The sequence below is a fragment of the Vibrio sagamiensis NBRC 104589 genome (assembly GCF_007990935.1).
GTDB lineage: Bacteria > Pseudomonadota > Gammaproteobacteria > Enterobacterales > Vibrionaceae > Vibrio > Vibrio sagamiensis.
Map to the genome: position 1 here is coordinate 1 of NZ_BJXJ01000012.1, position 17,554 is coordinate 17,554.

A 17,554-nucleotide genomic window follows, 5' to 3' on the forward strand; every position below is an offset into this window, starting at 1 on the left:
AATTTTTGCAACAAACCCGCCCATTGCTCGTCGCGGATTCGTTATTGGAAAGCTGTTGTTACCTGAGATTGATGGGTGTGCTTTAAAAATCTCAGAGCAACAAACATGGCTAGATATAAGCATGAACCGCCGATTGCGACGCTAGACCATCCACCGTGCTGCCAACAATACAATAGTAAAAAACCTCCGAGGCTGCCACCAGTGTAATAGTGAACCAAATACAGTGCGGTGGCCGTTGCTTTAGCGTGAGTAGCATTTTGACCGACCCATGCATATGCAAGAGTATGAGTGAAAAAAGATCCAAAGCTGATCAACACTAAAGCAAGCAAGATAAAGCTTAAACTATCGATGGCTGCTATCCACATACCAGCAAAACTAATGCTGGTGCCAATGCACATACCTAATATCGGCGAATAGACTTTACTCCAGTATCCCGCACATCGAGATGAAAGGGTGCCACCCAAATAACATAGGAAAATCAAAGATGCTAATCCAACTGGCACGTTATGTGGGGCACTAACAAGTCGAAAACCCATTACAGAGTAGAGGTTAACGAACAAGGCAAAATTCAAACTGCCTACAAGCATCGCAATCCATATCTTTTTATTTCTCAGATGTTTTACAATTGCTCGATTGTGGTGTCTGATACTGCATGATGAACGAGTAAAATGTCGCTGATCCGGCAACCAATAATATACGGCAATCACACCAATCAGTGTCACGAACATGACGACTTCTATAGCAGTATTGACATCAAAGTGTTCTGCTAATTGCCCACCTACGATTCGACCAGCAATGCCGCCAAGAGAATTAGCTGCAATGTAGGAACCAATAGCCATAGAGAAAGCTTGCTTATCTAATTCTTCTGCCATGTAGGCTACTGCTACCGCTACGAATGCAGAGAGAGCAACCCCTAATAAGGCTCGACAAAACACTAAGAAGAGAAAAGAGTGGCCGAATAACATTAAGGTTGAAATGGTTGGAATAGCGAATAACCCAAACATCATGACCGGTTTTCGCCCAAGAGATTCAGATAAAATTGCCATGGGCACTAAACCAAAAGAAAGTGCAAGGGTGGTGGAGGCAAACAACCAGTTAACCTGAGTTTCGGAAATGGCAAATTGAGCCGCAAAGCTTGGCAGCATGGATTGCAACAGATATAAATTGACGAATACTAAAAATGCGCCAAGAGCGAGAACACGAGTGGTACGTTTATATTCTGAAGTGCCGAATGCGATCATGATTTTGCCTAATGCTGGAAAGCGGTTTCAATAAAACGTGATCAATCTATCATTTAAGCCGTGATTAATAAAATATATTAAAAATATGGTCACGATAAATTTTTGATCTTATGGAATCGAAGCAACTCAGGCACTTTCTCGCAGTCGCACAACATGGCAATTTTACTCATGCTGCTAAAGCTCTATACATTGCTCAGCCTGCATTAAGTGTCTCTATCAAAAAGTTTGAACAATCATTAGGTGTCACCTTATTTCGCCGGAATGATAAAGCGGTCACATTAACTCAAGAGGGCGAAGTTTTACTTGTGCATGCCCAGCGAGTGATTGAGCAGCTTCGTGATGCCCAACTTGCGATTGATGAGTTAAAAGGGTTGACCAAGGGAGAAGTACGGTTGGGGACACCATCCATGATGGGGAGTTACTTTTTCCCTAACATTATTATGGCCTTTAAGAGCCAATATCCTGAACTCAAGTTAACGTTGGTTGAAGCGGGTACTCAATCTATTCGCGAGATGCTGCTTAATGGTGAGCTCGACATTGGCGTGATCAGTAGTACCGAAGAATCTGATGATATTGAAAGTGACCATTTATTTTCTAGTCAGATGGTTGCTGCTGTCGGAGCAGGGCATGATCTAGCAAAACAGGAAAGCATCAACTTTGAGGCGTTTTTCGATCATGAACTGGTTTTATTTCAACATGGCTACTTTCATCGTGAGTTTTTAGAGCAAATCCAACAAGCAAAAGGGTTTGAAATGAGATCGGCGTTTGAAACGAATTTACTGCCTTTGATTTTGAGCATTATCAAGCAAGAGTTTGCCATTACCGCTTTGCTCGAGCTAGTCACGCAAAACGAATCAGATATCGTTGGTATTCCTTTCGAACCTCCAGTCAACTTAGACCTTGCACTAGCTTGGAAAAAACACGGCTATTTGTCGATTGCTGATCGCACCTTTATTGACTTTGTGAAGCGCTTTGTTTGAACGGATTCTTAAGCGTGAATCAGTTCGAGTTGTACATCTTGTCAAAGTTCTTTGGGTTCCAACCTATCATCACACGATCACCAATCTTTAGTACTGGTAACGAACGTGCACCCATGGCATCAAGCTCTTTACGGCCTCGTTGCATTTTGGCGTTACAAAGACGGTAGGTAATGTTTTTTGAATCAAGATAACGTTGAGCATCTTTGCAATGTGGGCATTTATCTTTGACGTAAAGCACGACACGTTTCATACAATATGAATCCTGTTATTATCGGGTAGAGGAGTGTAACCAGCTTTATCGGCAAAGGAAAGGGTAAACCTTTAATGAAAGTTATCTCTGTCTAAGGTATATTGAGCCACTTTGTTTTCTCTATAGATGCTCGTTACTCATGCATTCATCACTTCGTTATATTCAAGGTTATCCGCAGCACATTATTGAGCAAGTCAATACTTTAGTTGAGGATGGTAAGTTGATCCCGTGGTTTGAGCGACGTTATCCTGACAAGCACCAAATTCAGAGCGAAAAAGCACTTTATGAATATGCCATGGCGATTAAAAATCGTTGCATGAAGAAGGCTGCCCCAATCAGTAAAGTTGTCTACGATAAAAAGATCCATGCGGTGAACAATGCGCTTGGTTTACACAGTGTGATCAGTAAAAACCACGGTGGAAAGCTAAAATCCAAAAATGAGATCCGTATAGCGCATGTGTTTAAAAACGCCCCCGAACCTTTATTAAGAATGCTGGTGGTCCATGAGCTGGCGCACGTACGTGAAAAAAACCACGATAAAGCATTTTACCAATTATGCTGTTATATGGAGCCGGACTATCACCAACTGGAGCTAGATGCACGGTTGTTTATGATTTACCTCGATTTAAAAGCGAACTCTAATGACAAAGAATAATCAGAACTTATCTCACTCTCGGTCGAATCAACCCCGTTCTGAGCATGGTAAGATTAACACGAAAAATAAAGCAAAGCGCAATAAGCCTCAGTCGACGAGAAAAGCCTTAGTGTCAGAGGTAAACAAAGAGATCGATTTTATTAAAGTGACCAAAAGTGGTTTACATCCTCGCAACGCACACCATGGACGCTACGACTTTAAAAAGCTGCTTCACAATGAGCCTCAATTACAAGCGTTTATGGTGAAGAATCCGAATGGCGAGGACACCATTAATTTCTCTGATGCACAAGCGGTTAAGGTGCTTAACAGAGCGTTATTAAAAACGTTTTATGATCTTCAATATTGGGATATCCCAGAATATTATTTATGTCCTCCTATTCCTGGACGTGCGGACTACATCCATCGTATTGCAGAGCTTTTGGACAATGAAGTAAAAGGGCACTATCCACACAAACGAGTACGAGCGCTAGATATTGGTGTCGGTGCAAACTGTATTTACCCAATTGTAGGTGTGACTCAATACGCTTGGCATTATATTGGCAGCGATGTAGACCCAACGTCGATAAAGTCTGCACAAAAAATCATCAGCGCGAATGATGCTTTGCGTAGCAAGATTGAGGTAATACAACAAACGGCAGACTCAAAGATTTATCACGGCATTATTCAACCGAATCAGTACTTTGATGTTACAACCTGTAATCCTCCCTTCCACCGTTCAGCTGAAGAAGCGGCTGCGGGTACTGCGCGTAAAAGAGAGAATTTAAAGCTCAACCAGCAGAAAAAAAAGCCGACTAATGGGAAAAATACATTCCAACATTCAAATAGCGCCAAGCAAGCCAAACTGAATTTTGGTGGGCAGAAGACAGAGCTTTGGTGCAAAGGTGGCGAGGAAGCGTTCATTCGTAAAATGGCGCTGGAGAGTCAGGATTTTCGTACACAAGTGCTTTGGTTTACCACCTTAATCTCCAAAAAAGACAATGTTCGTCCGATGAGAAAGCAACTTGAAAAACTTGGAGTAAAAGCGATTAGGGTGATTGAGATGAGTCAAGGCCAAAAAGTGAGTCGCTTGATGGCATGGTCATACATGAGTGCGAAAGAAAGGAAGCAGTGGATCGCGCTAAACAGAACATCTTGATTTACTTGAATATATATCCAACTGGCTTGGGGTATATAAATTAGGGGTGAAACTGACCCCTAATTTATTGCTGGTAAAGCTACTTACTAGCGAGTCCTGCATTGTGCAAGCTTTGGCTGTTAATGATCAGTCCGTTCTGACTGGTGATTTCAAATAAACCAGCTTCATCTTCTTGCGGGACAACAAAAGGTTGCTCAGTCTCAATTAATTGAAACTCAAGCAAAGTATAGGGCCTTTGCCAGAGCCATTCTCTATTCTCGACAGCAGTCAGATCTGCATTCGGTAAGCTCTCATCTATCCAACTGAAAAAATACAGTGTAAAGCCGTAATCAGTGACTGGTTGGATCGATTTGAGTATTAAGCCTTGTTGTTGGCACCACGAGAGCATTTGCTGTTTATCGTGGCATCTTACACTGATATGTGCGACTGTCGCTCCAGAGGCAATAGGATGTGAGAGCTCCGTTGGAGGTGTTGAGCCTGAAAACGTGGTTTGCAATAGTTCAATAGTCATGCCATTGGGATCACTGAGGTGAGCCAAATAGCCGATATCGCGGAACTGAGCTGGCTGTGTGACAAAATACCCTTGCTGTTGTAACCATTGACAGGCGAGATCAAGGTTGACCACGGTGATACCAATTTTCCAGAACAAGTCTTGAGCTTTAGGCTGATAAGTTTGACCAATGTCGGTAAAAGACAAGCTTGCGCCTGGATTATCAAACCGCCAGCCATGCTCTGTTGGCGTCATACCTAAAATGTTCTGGTAAAAATTTTCATGATCTTTAGCCAGATTGGCTTTTATCGACACAGTTGAAAACATCCGTTGCTCCGCTATTGTTTTTGTGATGATAGGGCCGTTAAGAGTATTTTGTTTGTCGACCCTAATCTTTCACTTTATTTATTCGATACGCTTTAAGCGGGCTTAGCGCTCACCCAGAGCCTCAAACTCATCGTAGATCAGACGTGCTTTACCGTCACTCTGAACTTGAAAGTGTTCTTTATGAACCACACCATAAGCTTTATTCATTTTCCATTTGCTGCTCAGAATGTAGCAGTTGTTATCTACCGCTTCCCATTCAGTATCGATGTATTCAACATCAGAGAAACCCTGTTCAATAAGGTTTGCCCAAAATGTTTCGATTTCTTCTCTGCCTTTAAAAGTACCAAATGGCTTCGCAACCATTTCACAGTCTTCAACGTACTGCTCGGCACAACCTTTTGCATCACCTGAGTTAAAAGCATTTTGCCAAGCTAAGCTTGCAGCTTTACATGCATCTAAAATTTCTTGGGACATTTCCGTATTTCCTATGTTGTATGAATGAACGAAACACAATGTAACCCAATTAATAGACGTTAAAAACAAGGTAATTAGAAATTACTGTTTTATTTTAAAGAACAATTGTTAATTAATCCTGCGGCTACAAATTAAAGATTACTTGGTGTATATGTCTGGCTATGTTGTTGAGCATTCCTGCTTATATATCCTCGTAAGTGTAATCAACACTTGTACTCAGGTTGTCGAAACCTATGTTTAAATTATGTACTTGATTAAGCATAATGACGCCTCCTATGCCAGATACGGTTAATGCTTTTAGATCTTGGATTCTGTATTTCTGTTATATTTTCCTTCAGTATCGACAAACGATTTAAAAACTACTACTGCTTTAGTGTGACACGTTGTTGATGTCATCAGTGCCACCAGAACGAAAAGTGTGGGTGTTTTATCAATCTATCCACTTGATAGATAATATATTTTCAACTAATTTTTTATTAGTAAAGACACTTGCTACTTTGGAATTAGAGGAAGAGATAGGAGGGCGCCTACTTAAAGAAGGCTGCTCCCACAAGTGCATTTTGTCAGGCCAAGTGGGTATGTTTAAAAAGAAGTGATGGACTGGTGGTAAATTAATAACTTAAGAGATTTATTAGTTTGATGGTGTTCACAATATATCGATTAGAGTTCAGTTCATCTTTTTTGTGGATGGTTTTAAAATGAGAAACACACCTATGCCAATGAGAAACCATGCTTTCAGAAGTTAAATATTTAATCGAAAAATTTAATTTAAAACCACACCCAGAGGGTGGGTACTTTTCTGAAAATTACCGTTCGGAAGAGACATTCAGCTACCAACCGGAAAGGTTTAATGGTGAACATGTTTTCAAGACATCTATTTACTATCTCTTAGAAAAAGAAAACGTCTCGATGTTTCACCGATTAAAACAAGATGAACTGTGGCATCACTATACTGGATGTGATGTTGTTCTTCATCTCCTTGAAGCTAAAACGGGCTATCAAAAAATAGATTTGGGGTGTTCGTTTGGAAATCCTGAAGCATCTTATCAGGCTCTAATTCCTAGGAATGTGTGGTTTGCTGCTGAGCTAAAAAATAAATCTCATTTTGCATTGATTGGCTGTACAGCATCGCCTGGGTTTGAGTTTTCTGATTGGGAATTAGCGAAAAAAAAGCAGCTTGTTAAGAACTTCCCCGAAGAAAGTGCACTTATCGCAAGAATTATGGAGTAAGTTTTAGTTGAGTGTCCTATTTTTTATTATTCTAGATTCAGCCCTCGTTTTGATAACGGACTCTTCAGTCTATAAAATTAGGATGCTAGTCGGTAGATAATTAAATAAAGATAATTAGTGTTAGATGAAGCTAGCATCACATCACTATCCTTTTTGAAAGGTTTTTTACCTTTAATAAGTTTTGTTCTATTACCTTATTTATAGTTTTCTGGTGCTCTTTCGACTGTTTATTGGTTTACTGAATCTATTTTTAAGCTAAATGGGAATCTAACTTTGATTTCATGACAATTAATTATACTTCTAATTATAAAGTTTTTTAGATACGTCGTTTTTTCAAGCAGAAAAGCAATGTTTAGTTAAAGATTAAAGTGTTCACAACTTTGTCTTTAAACTTTAGTAATTTAATTATACTAGGTGTTGTTAAAGAAAATTATAAATGCATATTTCCAATGTCTTTTTCCTAAGCTTTAATAAATGTACAGGTGTAAATGATGATGGTTAATTTATTGCTTGTTTTGTTGTTTATTATAGGAGAATTAATGTGACAAATTATTAAGATTAATAGTTGTTTATTGTTAATTTAATGCGGATAAATGAAAATTTAGTATTGTTTTCAAATTGCCACTTTTATATTTCAATATGATTGATTTCTTTAAAAAGTTTTTAATGTTTTTTTTGACTATTTTAACTTTATTATCCATTTATTTATAATGAAATACACTATTTTTCTTATTGTAGCTTATGGGGAAATTAAGTTAATATCAGGAATTAGATAAGAATAAATAATTGACAATTAGAATATAAGAGATAATTTTTAGGGGGAGGAATGAGTAAAATATATTTATCGGCTGGTCTATTAAAGAAAGATCCATATTCTTTTGGTCTTGGTGGTGTAATCCTAGTAACTTTATTGATATCTTTTTTTTGGTTTTCTTTAGTAATCAATAGTTACGAGCTTTGGCAAAACGGGGTTCAAAAAAAAGCCACGTTAATCTCCATCGAGAATGTAAATCGCCCATTTAGGGGAAATGTGGTGAGCTATTATAAAATGGAAATTGATGGAGAAAGCATAATACGTTGTTTTTGTCATTCTAATAACGTATTAATCGAAGGGTTAGCCTATGATGTTTTAGTTGCAGGGAATAATAACAGAATAATTCTAGGTCATGAAGATGATGGCCTATTAAAGATATTTATTGCACAATGTCAAGCACGAGAACTTATTGTTTATACAATAACTTATATCCTTATTGTCTTTTTTGCTCTTCGGCGTGGTGAAAGTTGAGTCATTCTAGAGGGCTTGTAATTATTTACCTTATCTAATCCTCAATAAATGATAAAATTATATACATAAGAATTGCCAATATTTTAAATTAATGGAATCGATATTGGCAACAACTTTCCACAGTAACTTAGATTAGCTCAATAGGCCCATGATCATCACAATGGTCACCATGCTGGTGGTGAAGGCGACCATCAACGATGTAGTCTCTGTGGTCGCCATGCACTATACTTTCGTGTCCACAATTAGGGCCGTGAATATGCCCATTACATGATGTTGTAGGTTTGCATATACTAGGATTGATATCATTAATCTGAATGGTGTGCTCATCACAATGGTCACCATGTGGGTGGTGAAGCTTACCGTCAACTAAGTAGTCGATATGATTGTTGTGTCGAATTGCAGTGTGACCACAATTAGAGTTATGAATATGATTTTCATGTTTATGTATGTTTTGACAAGGCATTGCTAATCTCCTTAGTTAGGTTATTGACTCATACATTCTCAAAAAGTGTAGCTGCTATCTTTCAATTTATTATATTTGCTCGGCGAAGTGCGATGGATATCAAAAGGATTATTAAAGATTTCACTCAAATAAGGCTTCTTAGCTATGTAATACTCTAATTATCTCTGTATGTTATCTGGTAAGGCAACTGCTACGGTAAATATATTCTTTTTTATAATCATTTCTATTTTGACTTATCTTATTTACTAATAAAACATAAATATAAATATTTAAAATAGCTATTATATTACTTTTAAAATAGTTAATTGATTGAATGTCAATAGTATTTCTTTTATTTTACTTCATTAGTAGATATACTTTCTTTAACTTCTGTAAGAGTATTGTAACTAAATATTCAAAATATAATAATCGTTTAAAAGAGTTTTTATGAAAATTAAATCTATAAGTTTTATCACTATGTTGATAACTGTACTAAGTGCTAGTGCTTCTTCTGTCTCTGCTTCAACACCTTATTTTTCATGCTTAGAACTAACAGCAAGAGCATTTTCTAATAGTGATAATTGGCATTATAATGGAATTGCAATTGCAACGATAAGGGAAGCAAAAAAATATTGTGGTCCAGACTTTACAACACAAGACTGTTTTGACAATGCATCATTAGAAGCATTAAAAAGCGTACCGGTCTCGAAAAGGAGTATTGCTCTCCGACATCAAGCAGTAGCGCTTCTTTCTAGTTGTGAAGCGGCTCGAAAGTATTATTACATTAGAAATTGGTAATTGATGTATAGGTGAAAGTATATGGAGTGCTATCTAGTTTTAAGTGTAAGACTTATAATAAACACTTTATTGATTTTAAATGGGAATATTTAGCTTTAATGACTTAATACAAATTTTTACGTTTAGTTTTATATTGATTTTTCTGATAACATTTAAGAAAAGTGCAGTGAAATGATGAAGTTAATTTTAATACATAAGTAAAAGCTTGTAGCGTATACCTTATCAAAGTATGCCATATGAAAATATAGAGCCTGTTTTATTGGCTTATACGAGAAAATTAGAAAGTGTTTTTTAATCTTTAGATAAAAGAAACAAAACTGGACATAAAAATTAATCGATAGATCTATTATCTATGGTGTAAATGTGATTTTTTGAGGTTTGAGGGAGATATCTATGGTTTATAGAAAAGTGAATTCTTTGGTATCTAATGCATGATATAGAAAATGACCATTTACTTCTTTTACTAAAGTAATGAGCATGTTTAAAAATGTTACTTTAAATAATGCAATTAATTGTTTAAGGGGAGACCCTCTTTCATTTTTGAATCTTGAATTGATTCGCAATATGAGAATTTTATTTTTTACATTTACTTCATTACTAAATGAATGGTTTGAAAATCATTTTCCCATTGTATTATTTTTCGACGTTGGCTTTACTCTTGCATGATCTGTATGTTTTTTCTTTTACTGGAGTAAAACATGAATAGATTATTATTATTTGGGTTTGCTTGCTTCGGCCCGATTTCGGTGCATGCTACGCCATTTTCATCCTGCCCAACTAATGCGTTTCTTTTTCAGGGAAAGCCTGTGACTGCATATAGTATTGATCTCAGTACTGGTGATTTTGTCAATCTAGCCAATAATTTTGGGTCTGAGTTCAACGCAACGGGCTTTAACCAAGACGATGGCTATATATATGGTGTTGGTAATAAAAAGCTAAAAAGAACCGGTAGCAACTATCAATTACAGGCTCTTAACATTCCTAACTTAGGCACAGTAGCCGCGGGGGATGTTTTCGATGGATACTACTATTTTTATGATAAAAATAATAGTTTCATTAAACGTGTAGATCTTTCACCATTATCATCAGATCCAAATGCAGCGCTTAGCGTTGAGACCGTTATGGCGTTCTCACAGCCTATTGGTGACTTTGTATTTAACCCTGAAGATTCGATGATTTATACTCAAGAGGCTTTTGGTGGACCGCTTTGGCGTATTGATCCAAATACTCAAACTATTATCAATTTAGGCAGTTACAATACGGGTAACTTTGGTGCAGGTTATTTTGATAATGATGGTAATCTTTTTATTGGTGATAACACTTCAGGTAACATTTTCAAAGTTGATGTTTCAGATCCGAATAGTATTATCAACCCAACTTTATTTGTTAACGGGCCTAGTGGGTCATCTAATGATGGTGCACGCTGTGCCTCTGCGCCTTTATTAGATTCTAATAGTACTGTTGATTTAGGTGATGCTCCTGATACTTACAAAACGACTTTGTCTGCGAACGGCCCTCGCCATATGATGGACGGCACAACGTACCTGGGAACGCTTGTTGATGCTGATACAGATGGGCAGATCAATTCTAGTGACGATGCTAACGGGAGCCCTGATGACGAAGATGGTGTTGGCTTTGTTACTGCTTTTGAGCTTGGCTTATCGACGACAATCTCTGTTGAAGCATCTACGACGGGTTTTTTAAATGCATGGATTGACTGGAATTCTGACGGTGATTTTGAAGACAGCGGAGAAAAAGTCTTTACCGACCAAGTATTAAATAGCGGCTCTAATACACTTTCATTAACCACTCCTTCTACTGCCAGTGCATCTCAAACTTGGGCTCGTTTCCGATTTAGCCAGCAAACTGGACTTGACTACTTTGGTGCATCGACATCGGGTGAAGTGGAAGACCACCAAATTGTAGTGACGTCCAATGGTGAATACGTCCGACATTTTCCGAGCTCTACCACCTTTGCTACTGTGGCCTTTGAGGACTTTTGGTCTACGAAAGGTGATTACGACTTGAACGATGTCATTATGCATTACCGCATCACAGAAACGTTAAAACATGATGAAGTAATCAAATCTTCTATCTACGGAAAACTAGGGGCCTATGGTGCGTTATTCCATAACGGCTTTGCTATCAGGCTGAAAGGGTTAAATCCAAGTGATATTGATATGTCGACCACCCGTCAATTACATAACGGCGTACAATTGTCAGACAGCGGCTTAGAATCTGGGTTGAGTAACGCTTCTTTCATTATTTCATCAGACTTAACCGAAGTAAGTGGCAGCAATTGTGACTTCTATCGGACAGAGAATGGATGTCCAGAAGCCGAAAACTTTAACTTTGAACTCCATATCGAAACTACTCTTGGTGCCGATACCAGTGGGTTAATGGCCATGCCTTATGACCCCTTCATTATCGCCAATACTGACTCTTACCATAATAATATAACGCCACCTTCTGCGGGTAAACGTTGGGAGGTGCATTTACCTGACCATAGTCCAACCGGGAAGTTTGATACTGGATTACTTGCATTACAAGATGATGACAGTAACGAAACATTAGGCAAATATTTTAAAACAGAGCTTAATCATCCTTGGGCTTTATTCATTACTTCTGAATGGGATTGGCCAACAGAAAGAACGGATATTTTAAGTGCTTACCCAACTTTCCAAGATTATGCTGAATCGTCTGGGGTATCGAGTTTGGATTGGCACCAGAATCCTGTGTCTGATACCAGTAAGATCTACCAAAAATCAGGAGTCTCTCAATGAAAATTCAATTTATATTTCCGCTCACTCTCTTGATGCTGTTTGGCTGCGGTGGAGAGGATAAAAGCCGAAACTCTGCTCCTTCTTATCCTGATTCAGGCCAGACTGAGGTTCATTTTGAAGATTTGGTGATTGAAGATGGTTACGATTATAACCCAGTGAAATCACAATCTTTGAACGTGGATATCAGCAGCATAAGTACAGAACGAGCGCATGTTTCTGTGTATACTAAATTTCAAGAAACCAATCATGGACAATACAAGCCTGATTATCAAAGCCAAATTATTTCAAGGGCACTAGAATCCGGTGTCACTGAACTCGATTTCTCAATAGCAGATTCGCAACAAGAGCTGCTCGCCGAAGTTTGGTTTTACGATGGTCAACCGCCACTACAATACTTTTTTACACCAGAGCAAGAAGAATGGGTATTGAAGTAACATGAAATGAGATAGTAATCCGTAATTCACTTAAAAAAGGCGAGGATATCTCGCCTTTTTACTTTTATCCCGAAAGTACTCTAAGTTCTTGTTTATGTCATATAGGTACTAAGTAGATAATGATAGCTTGAATACTCAGTTTTTACTGACCATGGACTGGCTTAATAGCGATAGCAAAAATACCATGTTTCGGAATCATCTCCTTATATTCATGAAAACTGTAAAGAAGTTCAACACCTTCTTCTAATGTTTCACATAAATTGGACAGCACTTCCATGCCTTCTCCTTCTAACAAGGCTTTTGGATCTGGGTAGTGACGCACTTCAGTAACCTCAACCATTAGAGCATCAGGTTTGATGACATCTAATCCAATGAAGGGAGGGCCTGAAATTACTTGGAAGGAAATACGATCGCCTTTCTTTAATTTATCATAAGCAATAGCTTCGTAACTGTTATTGGTGCGTATTTCAACTTTCTTTAAACCTGAAAGGATCGAATTTAATGGTGCTTGGTATATTTCTAGTGGATAGCATTTCATGGAGGAACTCGTATGTCTTATCAAACCAATGTTTATTCTAATCACCAACTCACAGTCTTACCAGTGTTTGACGTTTTTTAAACGACACGCAGTATTTAAAATAAATTTAGTTATGAGATTAGTAGTGATAACTTTGTGTTGCGAATGAGGTTAACATTTGAATAAAATCATAGTGCGATTTGCTGAAAATAGGACAAAAAGACTTGGTAATGCCGCTACAGAGACATAGACCCCTACATATACGATGTCGATTCTCATTGCTTCTGTTACGATTAATGGTGTGAGGCCACCAAAAATAGAGAGAGCGAAATTATATCCGATCGCCATGTTAATCGTGGTTTTTTCGGAATAAGCCCATAATGTAGCAGCTAAGCTACTTAAAATTAAGGCAGCGACGGCACTTAATCCAAATGCGCCTATTAGTTGGGACAGAAGTTGGTTGCTTTCCATCATCCATACAAACGGAATGGAAGTAAGTAGGGTTAATAAGCTACCTACTTTTGCTGCGGTAATGGGATTGGAATATTTATCTATTAAGTAACCAAAACTTAAGATTAGAACAATCAATGAGCTAGAATTAATTAAGCACAGATTCTCGATCTGAATAGATTTACCAATGATACCGCTTGCAAAATTTTGTAAATAAAACATTACTCCGCCAATCATGGCTAAAGCGAAGACATTAAAAATCGATGAATAATCTAGTTTGCTCTCACAGGTTTTTTCTTCTTTTAGCTCTGGTAAAGATAGACGAATATACGCGCTCATCATAATATTCCCCAGTCCTACTAGGAGTGCAGCACGCCACCCCCATTCATTCATTTCTTCTAGAGTAAGGAAATACTCTAGACTAGAAACAACAATGAGTGACAAAATTACACCAACAATAGAACTTGATACAATTAAGCTGCTAATCCTCGTATGGTCAGATTTTTTTGAATCATTGAGGAGAAAAAAAATCAGTGTTGGGTATTCCCCACCGAAGCTAAAAGATTGAAGAATTTGGAAAAAAAGGAAAGAAAATACAATATAAGGACCTACTGACTCTACAGGTATAAGTGACATACATAAGGTAGCGAACCCTGTTAAGATATTAGATAAAATTAAGGCTTTCTTTCTCCCATGATTGTCGGCGTATCTCCCAATAAGGATTCCTCCTAGTGGTCTGACTATAAACCTTAAAGCTAAGATACATACGATAATCATATCAGCATCACCTATACCTTGACTCGATAATACATGGGAAATGTAAGGGGATATAGAGGCAAATATTGCTATATCATAATACTCCATAGCATTACCAAAAATAGTGCAATATCGCTGCTTCCAAGTTAGTGACATCTTGTTCCTTAGTTTAAATAACCAATTAATTTTTCATAGGATATAACTGGTCTAACTTCATTCTCTTTGTGATATTATTACAAATAAAGGAAAAATAAAATAAGGTTAAGTTGCCTTTACAATATGTTAAGAATTTTCTAGCTACTTTTCTAACAAAGTAATTGTATTAATAAAAATCCTCGGTATTAAAAATAAAGACCAAGAGATGTGAAGTCTGAATATACAGCAAAGACCTACATAAGTTAGGGCTATGATTCAGAAATGGTCTAAATACTTCTAATTACTAACTTTAGAGTTTTCTGATGTTGGCCATTTAAATATCAATAGCCTTAGGCTAATTAAGGATACTAAGTGGCGGTGTAATGCATCCCAGTTCCAGTTAACACTAGAGATATACTTATCGTCTATCTCGACAATACTAGCTAATTTCATCACCATAATCGATTCTATAAACTTTACCATTCGGTAGCGTGACCCTCAGGAAGCATGTAGAGGATATGTCAGCATGTTTCTCAGAAAAGGAGAGGTTGGTAACATTTTATTTACAAATAAACTCAAGGTGTAAAGGAATTGTAATGATTTTAACGCTATGAAAATATTGGATATATAAGTGTTCGAGCAGAGTAGTTATTAACAATGATGGCCGTGTAATATATTTTTTACAACTTTAACCGTGACATTAGACTCCGTTGGTTTTTAACATAGCTATTCCATTTTATTTGAGCTTGTTCCAAGGTTATTGGTGACCAAGTGAGATCAAGATGCTTGATTCAGGTTAATGTCATTCAGACAAACTCAAGCATGGTAAAGAAGCGAAATAGATAACGTGTTGTGAGCTAAAATCATTTCACTGAATAAGTATCTTGAGGCTACTTGGATATATGCTGACAAACATGTCGGCAATGTTTGGGTTTTACTAAACGTGTGTTGATTCTAAAGGAGAAGGCTGTGGTAGAAACTTATAACCCACTTGGGACAGATGGATTTGAATTTGTCGAATATACAGCAGCAGACGATCGAGGTATTGATCAGCTCAAAGCGTTATTCATCTCACTTGGATTTGCAGAAATTGCTAAACATCGTTCTAAAGAGGCATGGTTATACCGACAAGGTGATATTAATTTTATTGTGAATGCACAGCCACACAGCCAAGCCGAAAAGTTTGCTAGAGAACATGGCCCATCAGTATGTGGTATGGCATTTCGTGTTCATGATGCGAATAGTGCGATGCAGCATGCTCTACAAAATGGTGGAGAGGAATACGTAACGGCGATAGGGCCGATGGAGCTCAGTATTCCGGCCATTTATGGTATTGGCGAGAGCTTACTTTATTTTGTTGATCGTTATGGTAAAAAAAGTATTTACGATGTTGATTTTAAGTTCTATCCAGATGCAGATGAACGTTTAGCTAAAGCCGATGTTGGCATGTATGAAATCGATCATCTCACACATAACGTCAAGCAAGGTAACATGGATTTATGGGCTGGCTTTTATGAGCGAATCGGTAACTTTAGAGAAATTCGCTATTTTGACATTGAGGGTAAGCTTACCGGCCTGGTTAGCCGAGCTATGACAGCACCTTGTGGCAAAATTCGTATTCCTATTAACGAGTCATCAGATGATAAATCACAGATAGAAGAGTTTATCCGAGAATATAACGGAGAAGGTATTCAACATATTGCGATGTCTACCAATGATATCTACCAAACAGTAAAAACATTACGTGATCGAGGTATGGATTTTATGCCCACACCAGACACGTATTATGAAAAAGTAAATGAGCGGGTTCAAGGACATGGCGAAGACCTAGAGAAACTGCATGATTTGCAAATCTTGATTGATGGTGCTCCCATGAAAGACGGCATTTTGTTGCAAATATTTACTCAGACGGTGATCGGTCCTGTTTTCTTCGAAATTATTCAGCGCAAAGGAAATGAAGGTTTTGGTGAAGGTAATTTCAAAGCTTTATTTGAATCGATAGAAGAAGATCAAATACGTCGAGGGGTATTGAGCGATGTATAAGAGAATCACACTCCCACACCGTGAAGGAGTTTGCTCAAAGCAGGCACACGCTGACTTTCCAGAGCAGGCGATTTATGAACGTGAAGCAGGTCGAAGCGGCTTCTTTGGCCCTGCCAGTCATTTTCATCATCAGCATGCACCGACTGGTTGGTCAGAGTGGGAGGGTGATCTTCGCCCAAGGGCGTTTGACTTCAATTTGGTGCAAATCGCAGGGCAAATAACGCCTTGGGATGTCCCAAATCTTTTGTATAACAACGAGTGTAAAATTCGTTTCTGGCAACTCGATCAAAACATGGACTTTTTGGTGCGTAATGCCGATGGTGATGAACTTCTGTTTATTCATCAAGGCACCGCTGATTTGTACTGTGACTATGGACACCTTGAGATCAGCGAAGGGGATTATGTGATGATTCCACGTTCGACCAACTGGCGACTGGAGCCTCACGACGCGCTAAAGATCTTAATGATTGAAAATACAGACGCCGCTTACGCTTTACCAGATAAAGGTTTAGTCGGAAACCACGCTATTTTTGATCCTGCCGTTCTAGAGACCCCCTCAATTAATCAGCGTTTTAAAGAGCAGTACTCAGAGAATCAAACACAGGTACAAGTCAAGCGCCATGATAAAGTCAGTGTGGTGACTTATCCATTTAATCCTTTAGATGCCGTTGGATGGCACGGCGATTTAGCCGTGGTGAAGGTGAATTGGCGAGATATTCGTCCTTTGATGTCTCATCGATATCATTTGCCACCTTCGGCACACACCACATTTGTTGGTTCAGGCTTTGTGGTTTGCACATTTGTACCTCGACCGATTGAAAGCGATCCTGGTGCGCTCAAAGTTCCTTTTTATCATAACAATGATGACTATGATGAAGTTCTGTTTTATCACGCAGGTGACTTTTTTAGTCGCGATAACATTGAGGCGGGGATGGTGACATTTCATCCGGCTGGTTTTACCCATGGTCCACATCCTAAAGCTTTCCAAGCCGGACGAGAATATAAGAAAAAATTTACTGATGAAGTTGCTGTGATGATTGATACTAGGCATGCCCTCAAATTCGCTGATGTACTCGATGAAGTTGAAAATAAGCAATACGTATACAGCTGGAAAGAGAAATAGGGAAGA

General features: G+C 38.1%; 17 protein-coding genes. 10 read left to right on the forward strand and 7 right to left on the reverse strand.

What is annotated here, in order from left to right:
- Positions 1–41: 41 nt before the first annotated feature.
- The gene (locus VSA01S_RS07430) at positions 42–1,241 is read right to left on the reverse strand and encodes an MFS transporter (protein ID WP_039983608.1); all 1,200 of its coding nucleotides are present in this window, start codon (positions 1,239–1,241) and stop codon (positions 42–44) included.
- Between the two features lie 110 nt (positions 1,242–1,351).
- Here VSA01S_RS07430 and VSA01S_RS07435 point away from each other — a divergent pair, with 110 nt between their 5' ends.
- Complete coding sequence (locus tag VSA01S_RS07435) at positions 1,352–2,221, forward strand: LysR family transcriptional regulator (protein WP_039983607.1); 870 nt, start codon at positions 1,352–1,354, stop codon at positions 2,219–2,221.
- Between the two features lie 19 nt (positions 2,222–2,240).
- Here the strand turns inward: VSA01S_RS07435 and VSA01S_RS07440 are convergent, their stop codons facing one another.
- Positions 2,241–2,471: a glutaredoxin family protein gene (locus VSA01S_RS07440; RefSeq protein ID WP_021708043.1), complete on the reverse strand. Its 231-nt coding sequence runs from the start codon at positions 2,469–2,471 to the stop codon at positions 2,241–2,243.
- Positions 2,472–2,610: 139 nt separating this feature from the next.
- Here VSA01S_RS07440 and VSA01S_RS07445 point away from each other — a divergent pair, with 139 nt between their 5' ends.
- Both VSA01S_RS07445 and rlmF read left to right on the forward strand, forming a co-directional pair.
- Complete coding sequence (locus tag VSA01S_RS07445) at positions 2,611–3,126, forward strand: M48 metallopeptidase family protein (RefSeq protein WP_039983606.1); 516 nt, start codon at positions 2,611–2,613, stop codon at positions 3,124–3,126.
- On the forward strand, positions 3,113–4,261 hold the full coding sequence (rlmF, locus tag VSA01S_RS07450) for a 23S rRNA (adenine(1618)-N(6))-methyltransferase RlmF (protein ID WP_039983605.1): 1,149 nt from the start codon (positions 3,113–3,115) through the stop codon (positions 4,259–4,261). The genes VSA01S_RS07445 and rlmF overlap by 14 nt, the downstream gene beginning before the upstream one ends.
- A 79-nt stretch (positions 4,262–4,340) precedes the next feature.
- Here the strand turns inward: rlmF and VSA01S_RS07455 are convergent, their stop codons facing one another.
- Positions 4,341–5,078, reverse strand: a complete 738-nt coding sequence (locus tag VSA01S_RS07455; RefSeq protein ID WP_039983604.1) for a VOC family protein — start codon at positions 5,076–5,078, stop codon at positions 4,341–4,343.
- Between the two features lie 102 nt (positions 5,079–5,180).
- The gene (locus VSA01S_RS07460) at positions 5,181–5,552 is read right to left on the reverse strand and encodes a YybH family protein (protein ID WP_021708047.1); all 372 of its coding nucleotides are present in this window, start codon (positions 5,550–5,552) and stop codon (positions 5,181–5,183) included.
- Positions 5,553–6,281: 729 nt separating this feature from the next.
- On the opposite strand from VSA01S_RS07460, the gene VSA01S_RS07465 reads away from it, so the two are divergent.
- Positions 6,282–6,782: a cupin domain-containing protein gene (locus tag VSA01S_RS07465; RefSeq protein ID WP_039983603.1), complete on the forward strand. Its 501-nt coding sequence runs from the start codon at positions 6,282–6,284 to the stop codon at positions 6,780–6,782.
- A gap of 826 nt (positions 6,783–7,608) precedes the next feature.
- Positions 7,609–8,067: a hypothetical protein gene (locus VSA01S_RS07470; protein WP_039981818.1), complete on the forward strand. Its 459-nt coding sequence runs from the start codon at positions 7,609–7,611 to the stop codon at positions 8,065–8,067.
- A gap of 127 nt (positions 8,068–8,194) precedes the next feature.
- Here the strand turns inward: VSA01S_RS07470 and VSA01S_RS07475 are convergent, their stop codons facing one another.
- On the reverse strand, positions 8,195–8,530 hold the full coding sequence (locus VSA01S_RS07475; protein ID WP_039981817.1) for a hypothetical protein: 336 nt from the start codon (positions 8,528–8,530) through the stop codon (positions 8,195–8,197).
- 426 nt (positions 8,531–8,956) lie between these two features.
- Between VSA01S_RS07475 and VSA01S_RS07480 the strand changes: the two genes are divergently transcribed.
- From VSA01S_RS07480 to VSA01S_RS07490, 3 genes are all read left to right on the forward strand, one after another.
- Positions 8,957–9,307 carry a hypothetical protein gene (locus VSA01S_RS07480; RefSeq protein ID WP_039981816.1) on the forward strand — a complete coding sequence of 117 codons (351 nt, stop codon included), beginning with the start codon at positions 8,957–8,959 and terminating at the stop codon, positions 9,305–9,307.
- Positions 9,308–10,005: 698 nt separating this feature from the next.
- Positions 10,006–12,090: an LruC domain-containing protein gene (locus tag VSA01S_RS07485; RefSeq protein ID WP_039981814.1), complete on the forward strand. Its 2,085-nt coding sequence runs from the start codon at positions 10,006–10,008 to the stop codon at positions 12,088–12,090.
- Positions 12,087–12,524 (forward strand): hypothetical protein, encoded by a 438-nt coding sequence (locus VSA01S_RS07490; protein WP_039981813.1) that lies wholly within the window; start codon positions 12,087–12,089, stop codon positions 12,522–12,524. Before VSA01S_RS07485 ends, VSA01S_RS07490 begins: the two co-directional genes overlap by 4 nt.
- A 142-nt stretch (positions 12,525–12,666) precedes the next feature.
- Here the strand turns inward: VSA01S_RS07490 and VSA01S_RS07495 are convergent, their stop codons facing one another.
- Together VSA01S_RS07495 and VSA01S_RS07500 are read right to left on the reverse strand one after the other, a co-directional pair.
- On the reverse strand, positions 12,667–13,062 hold the full coding sequence (locus VSA01S_RS07495; protein WP_039981812.1) for an ASCH domain-containing protein: 396 nt from the start codon (positions 13,060–13,062) through the stop codon (positions 12,667–12,669).
- A 150-nt stretch (positions 13,063–13,212) separates the two neighbouring features.
- Positions 13,213–14,403: an MFS transporter gene (locus VSA01S_RS07500; protein WP_039981811.1), complete on the reverse strand. Its 1,191-nt coding sequence runs from the start codon at positions 14,401–14,403 to the stop codon at positions 13,213–13,215.
- A gap of 948 nt (positions 14,404–15,351) precedes the next feature.
- Between VSA01S_RS07500 and hppD the strand changes: the two genes are divergently transcribed.
- Together hppD and VSA01S_RS07510 are read left to right on the forward strand one after the other, a co-directional pair.
- A complete protein-coding gene (gene hppD / locus VSA01S_RS07505) occupies positions 15,352–16,425 on the forward strand; it encodes a 4-hydroxyphenylpyruvate dioxygenase (RefSeq protein ID WP_039981810.1) in 1,074 nt (357 codons plus the stop codon).
- Positions 16,418–17,548, forward strand: coding sequence for a homogentisate 1,2-dioxygenase (locus VSA01S_RS07510; RefSeq protein WP_039981809.1), 1,131 nt, complete (start codon positions 16,418–16,420; stop codon positions 17,546–17,548). The genes hppD and VSA01S_RS07510 overlap by 8 nt, the downstream gene beginning before the upstream one ends.
- The last annotated feature ends 6 nt before the right edge of the window (positions 17,549–17,554 follow it).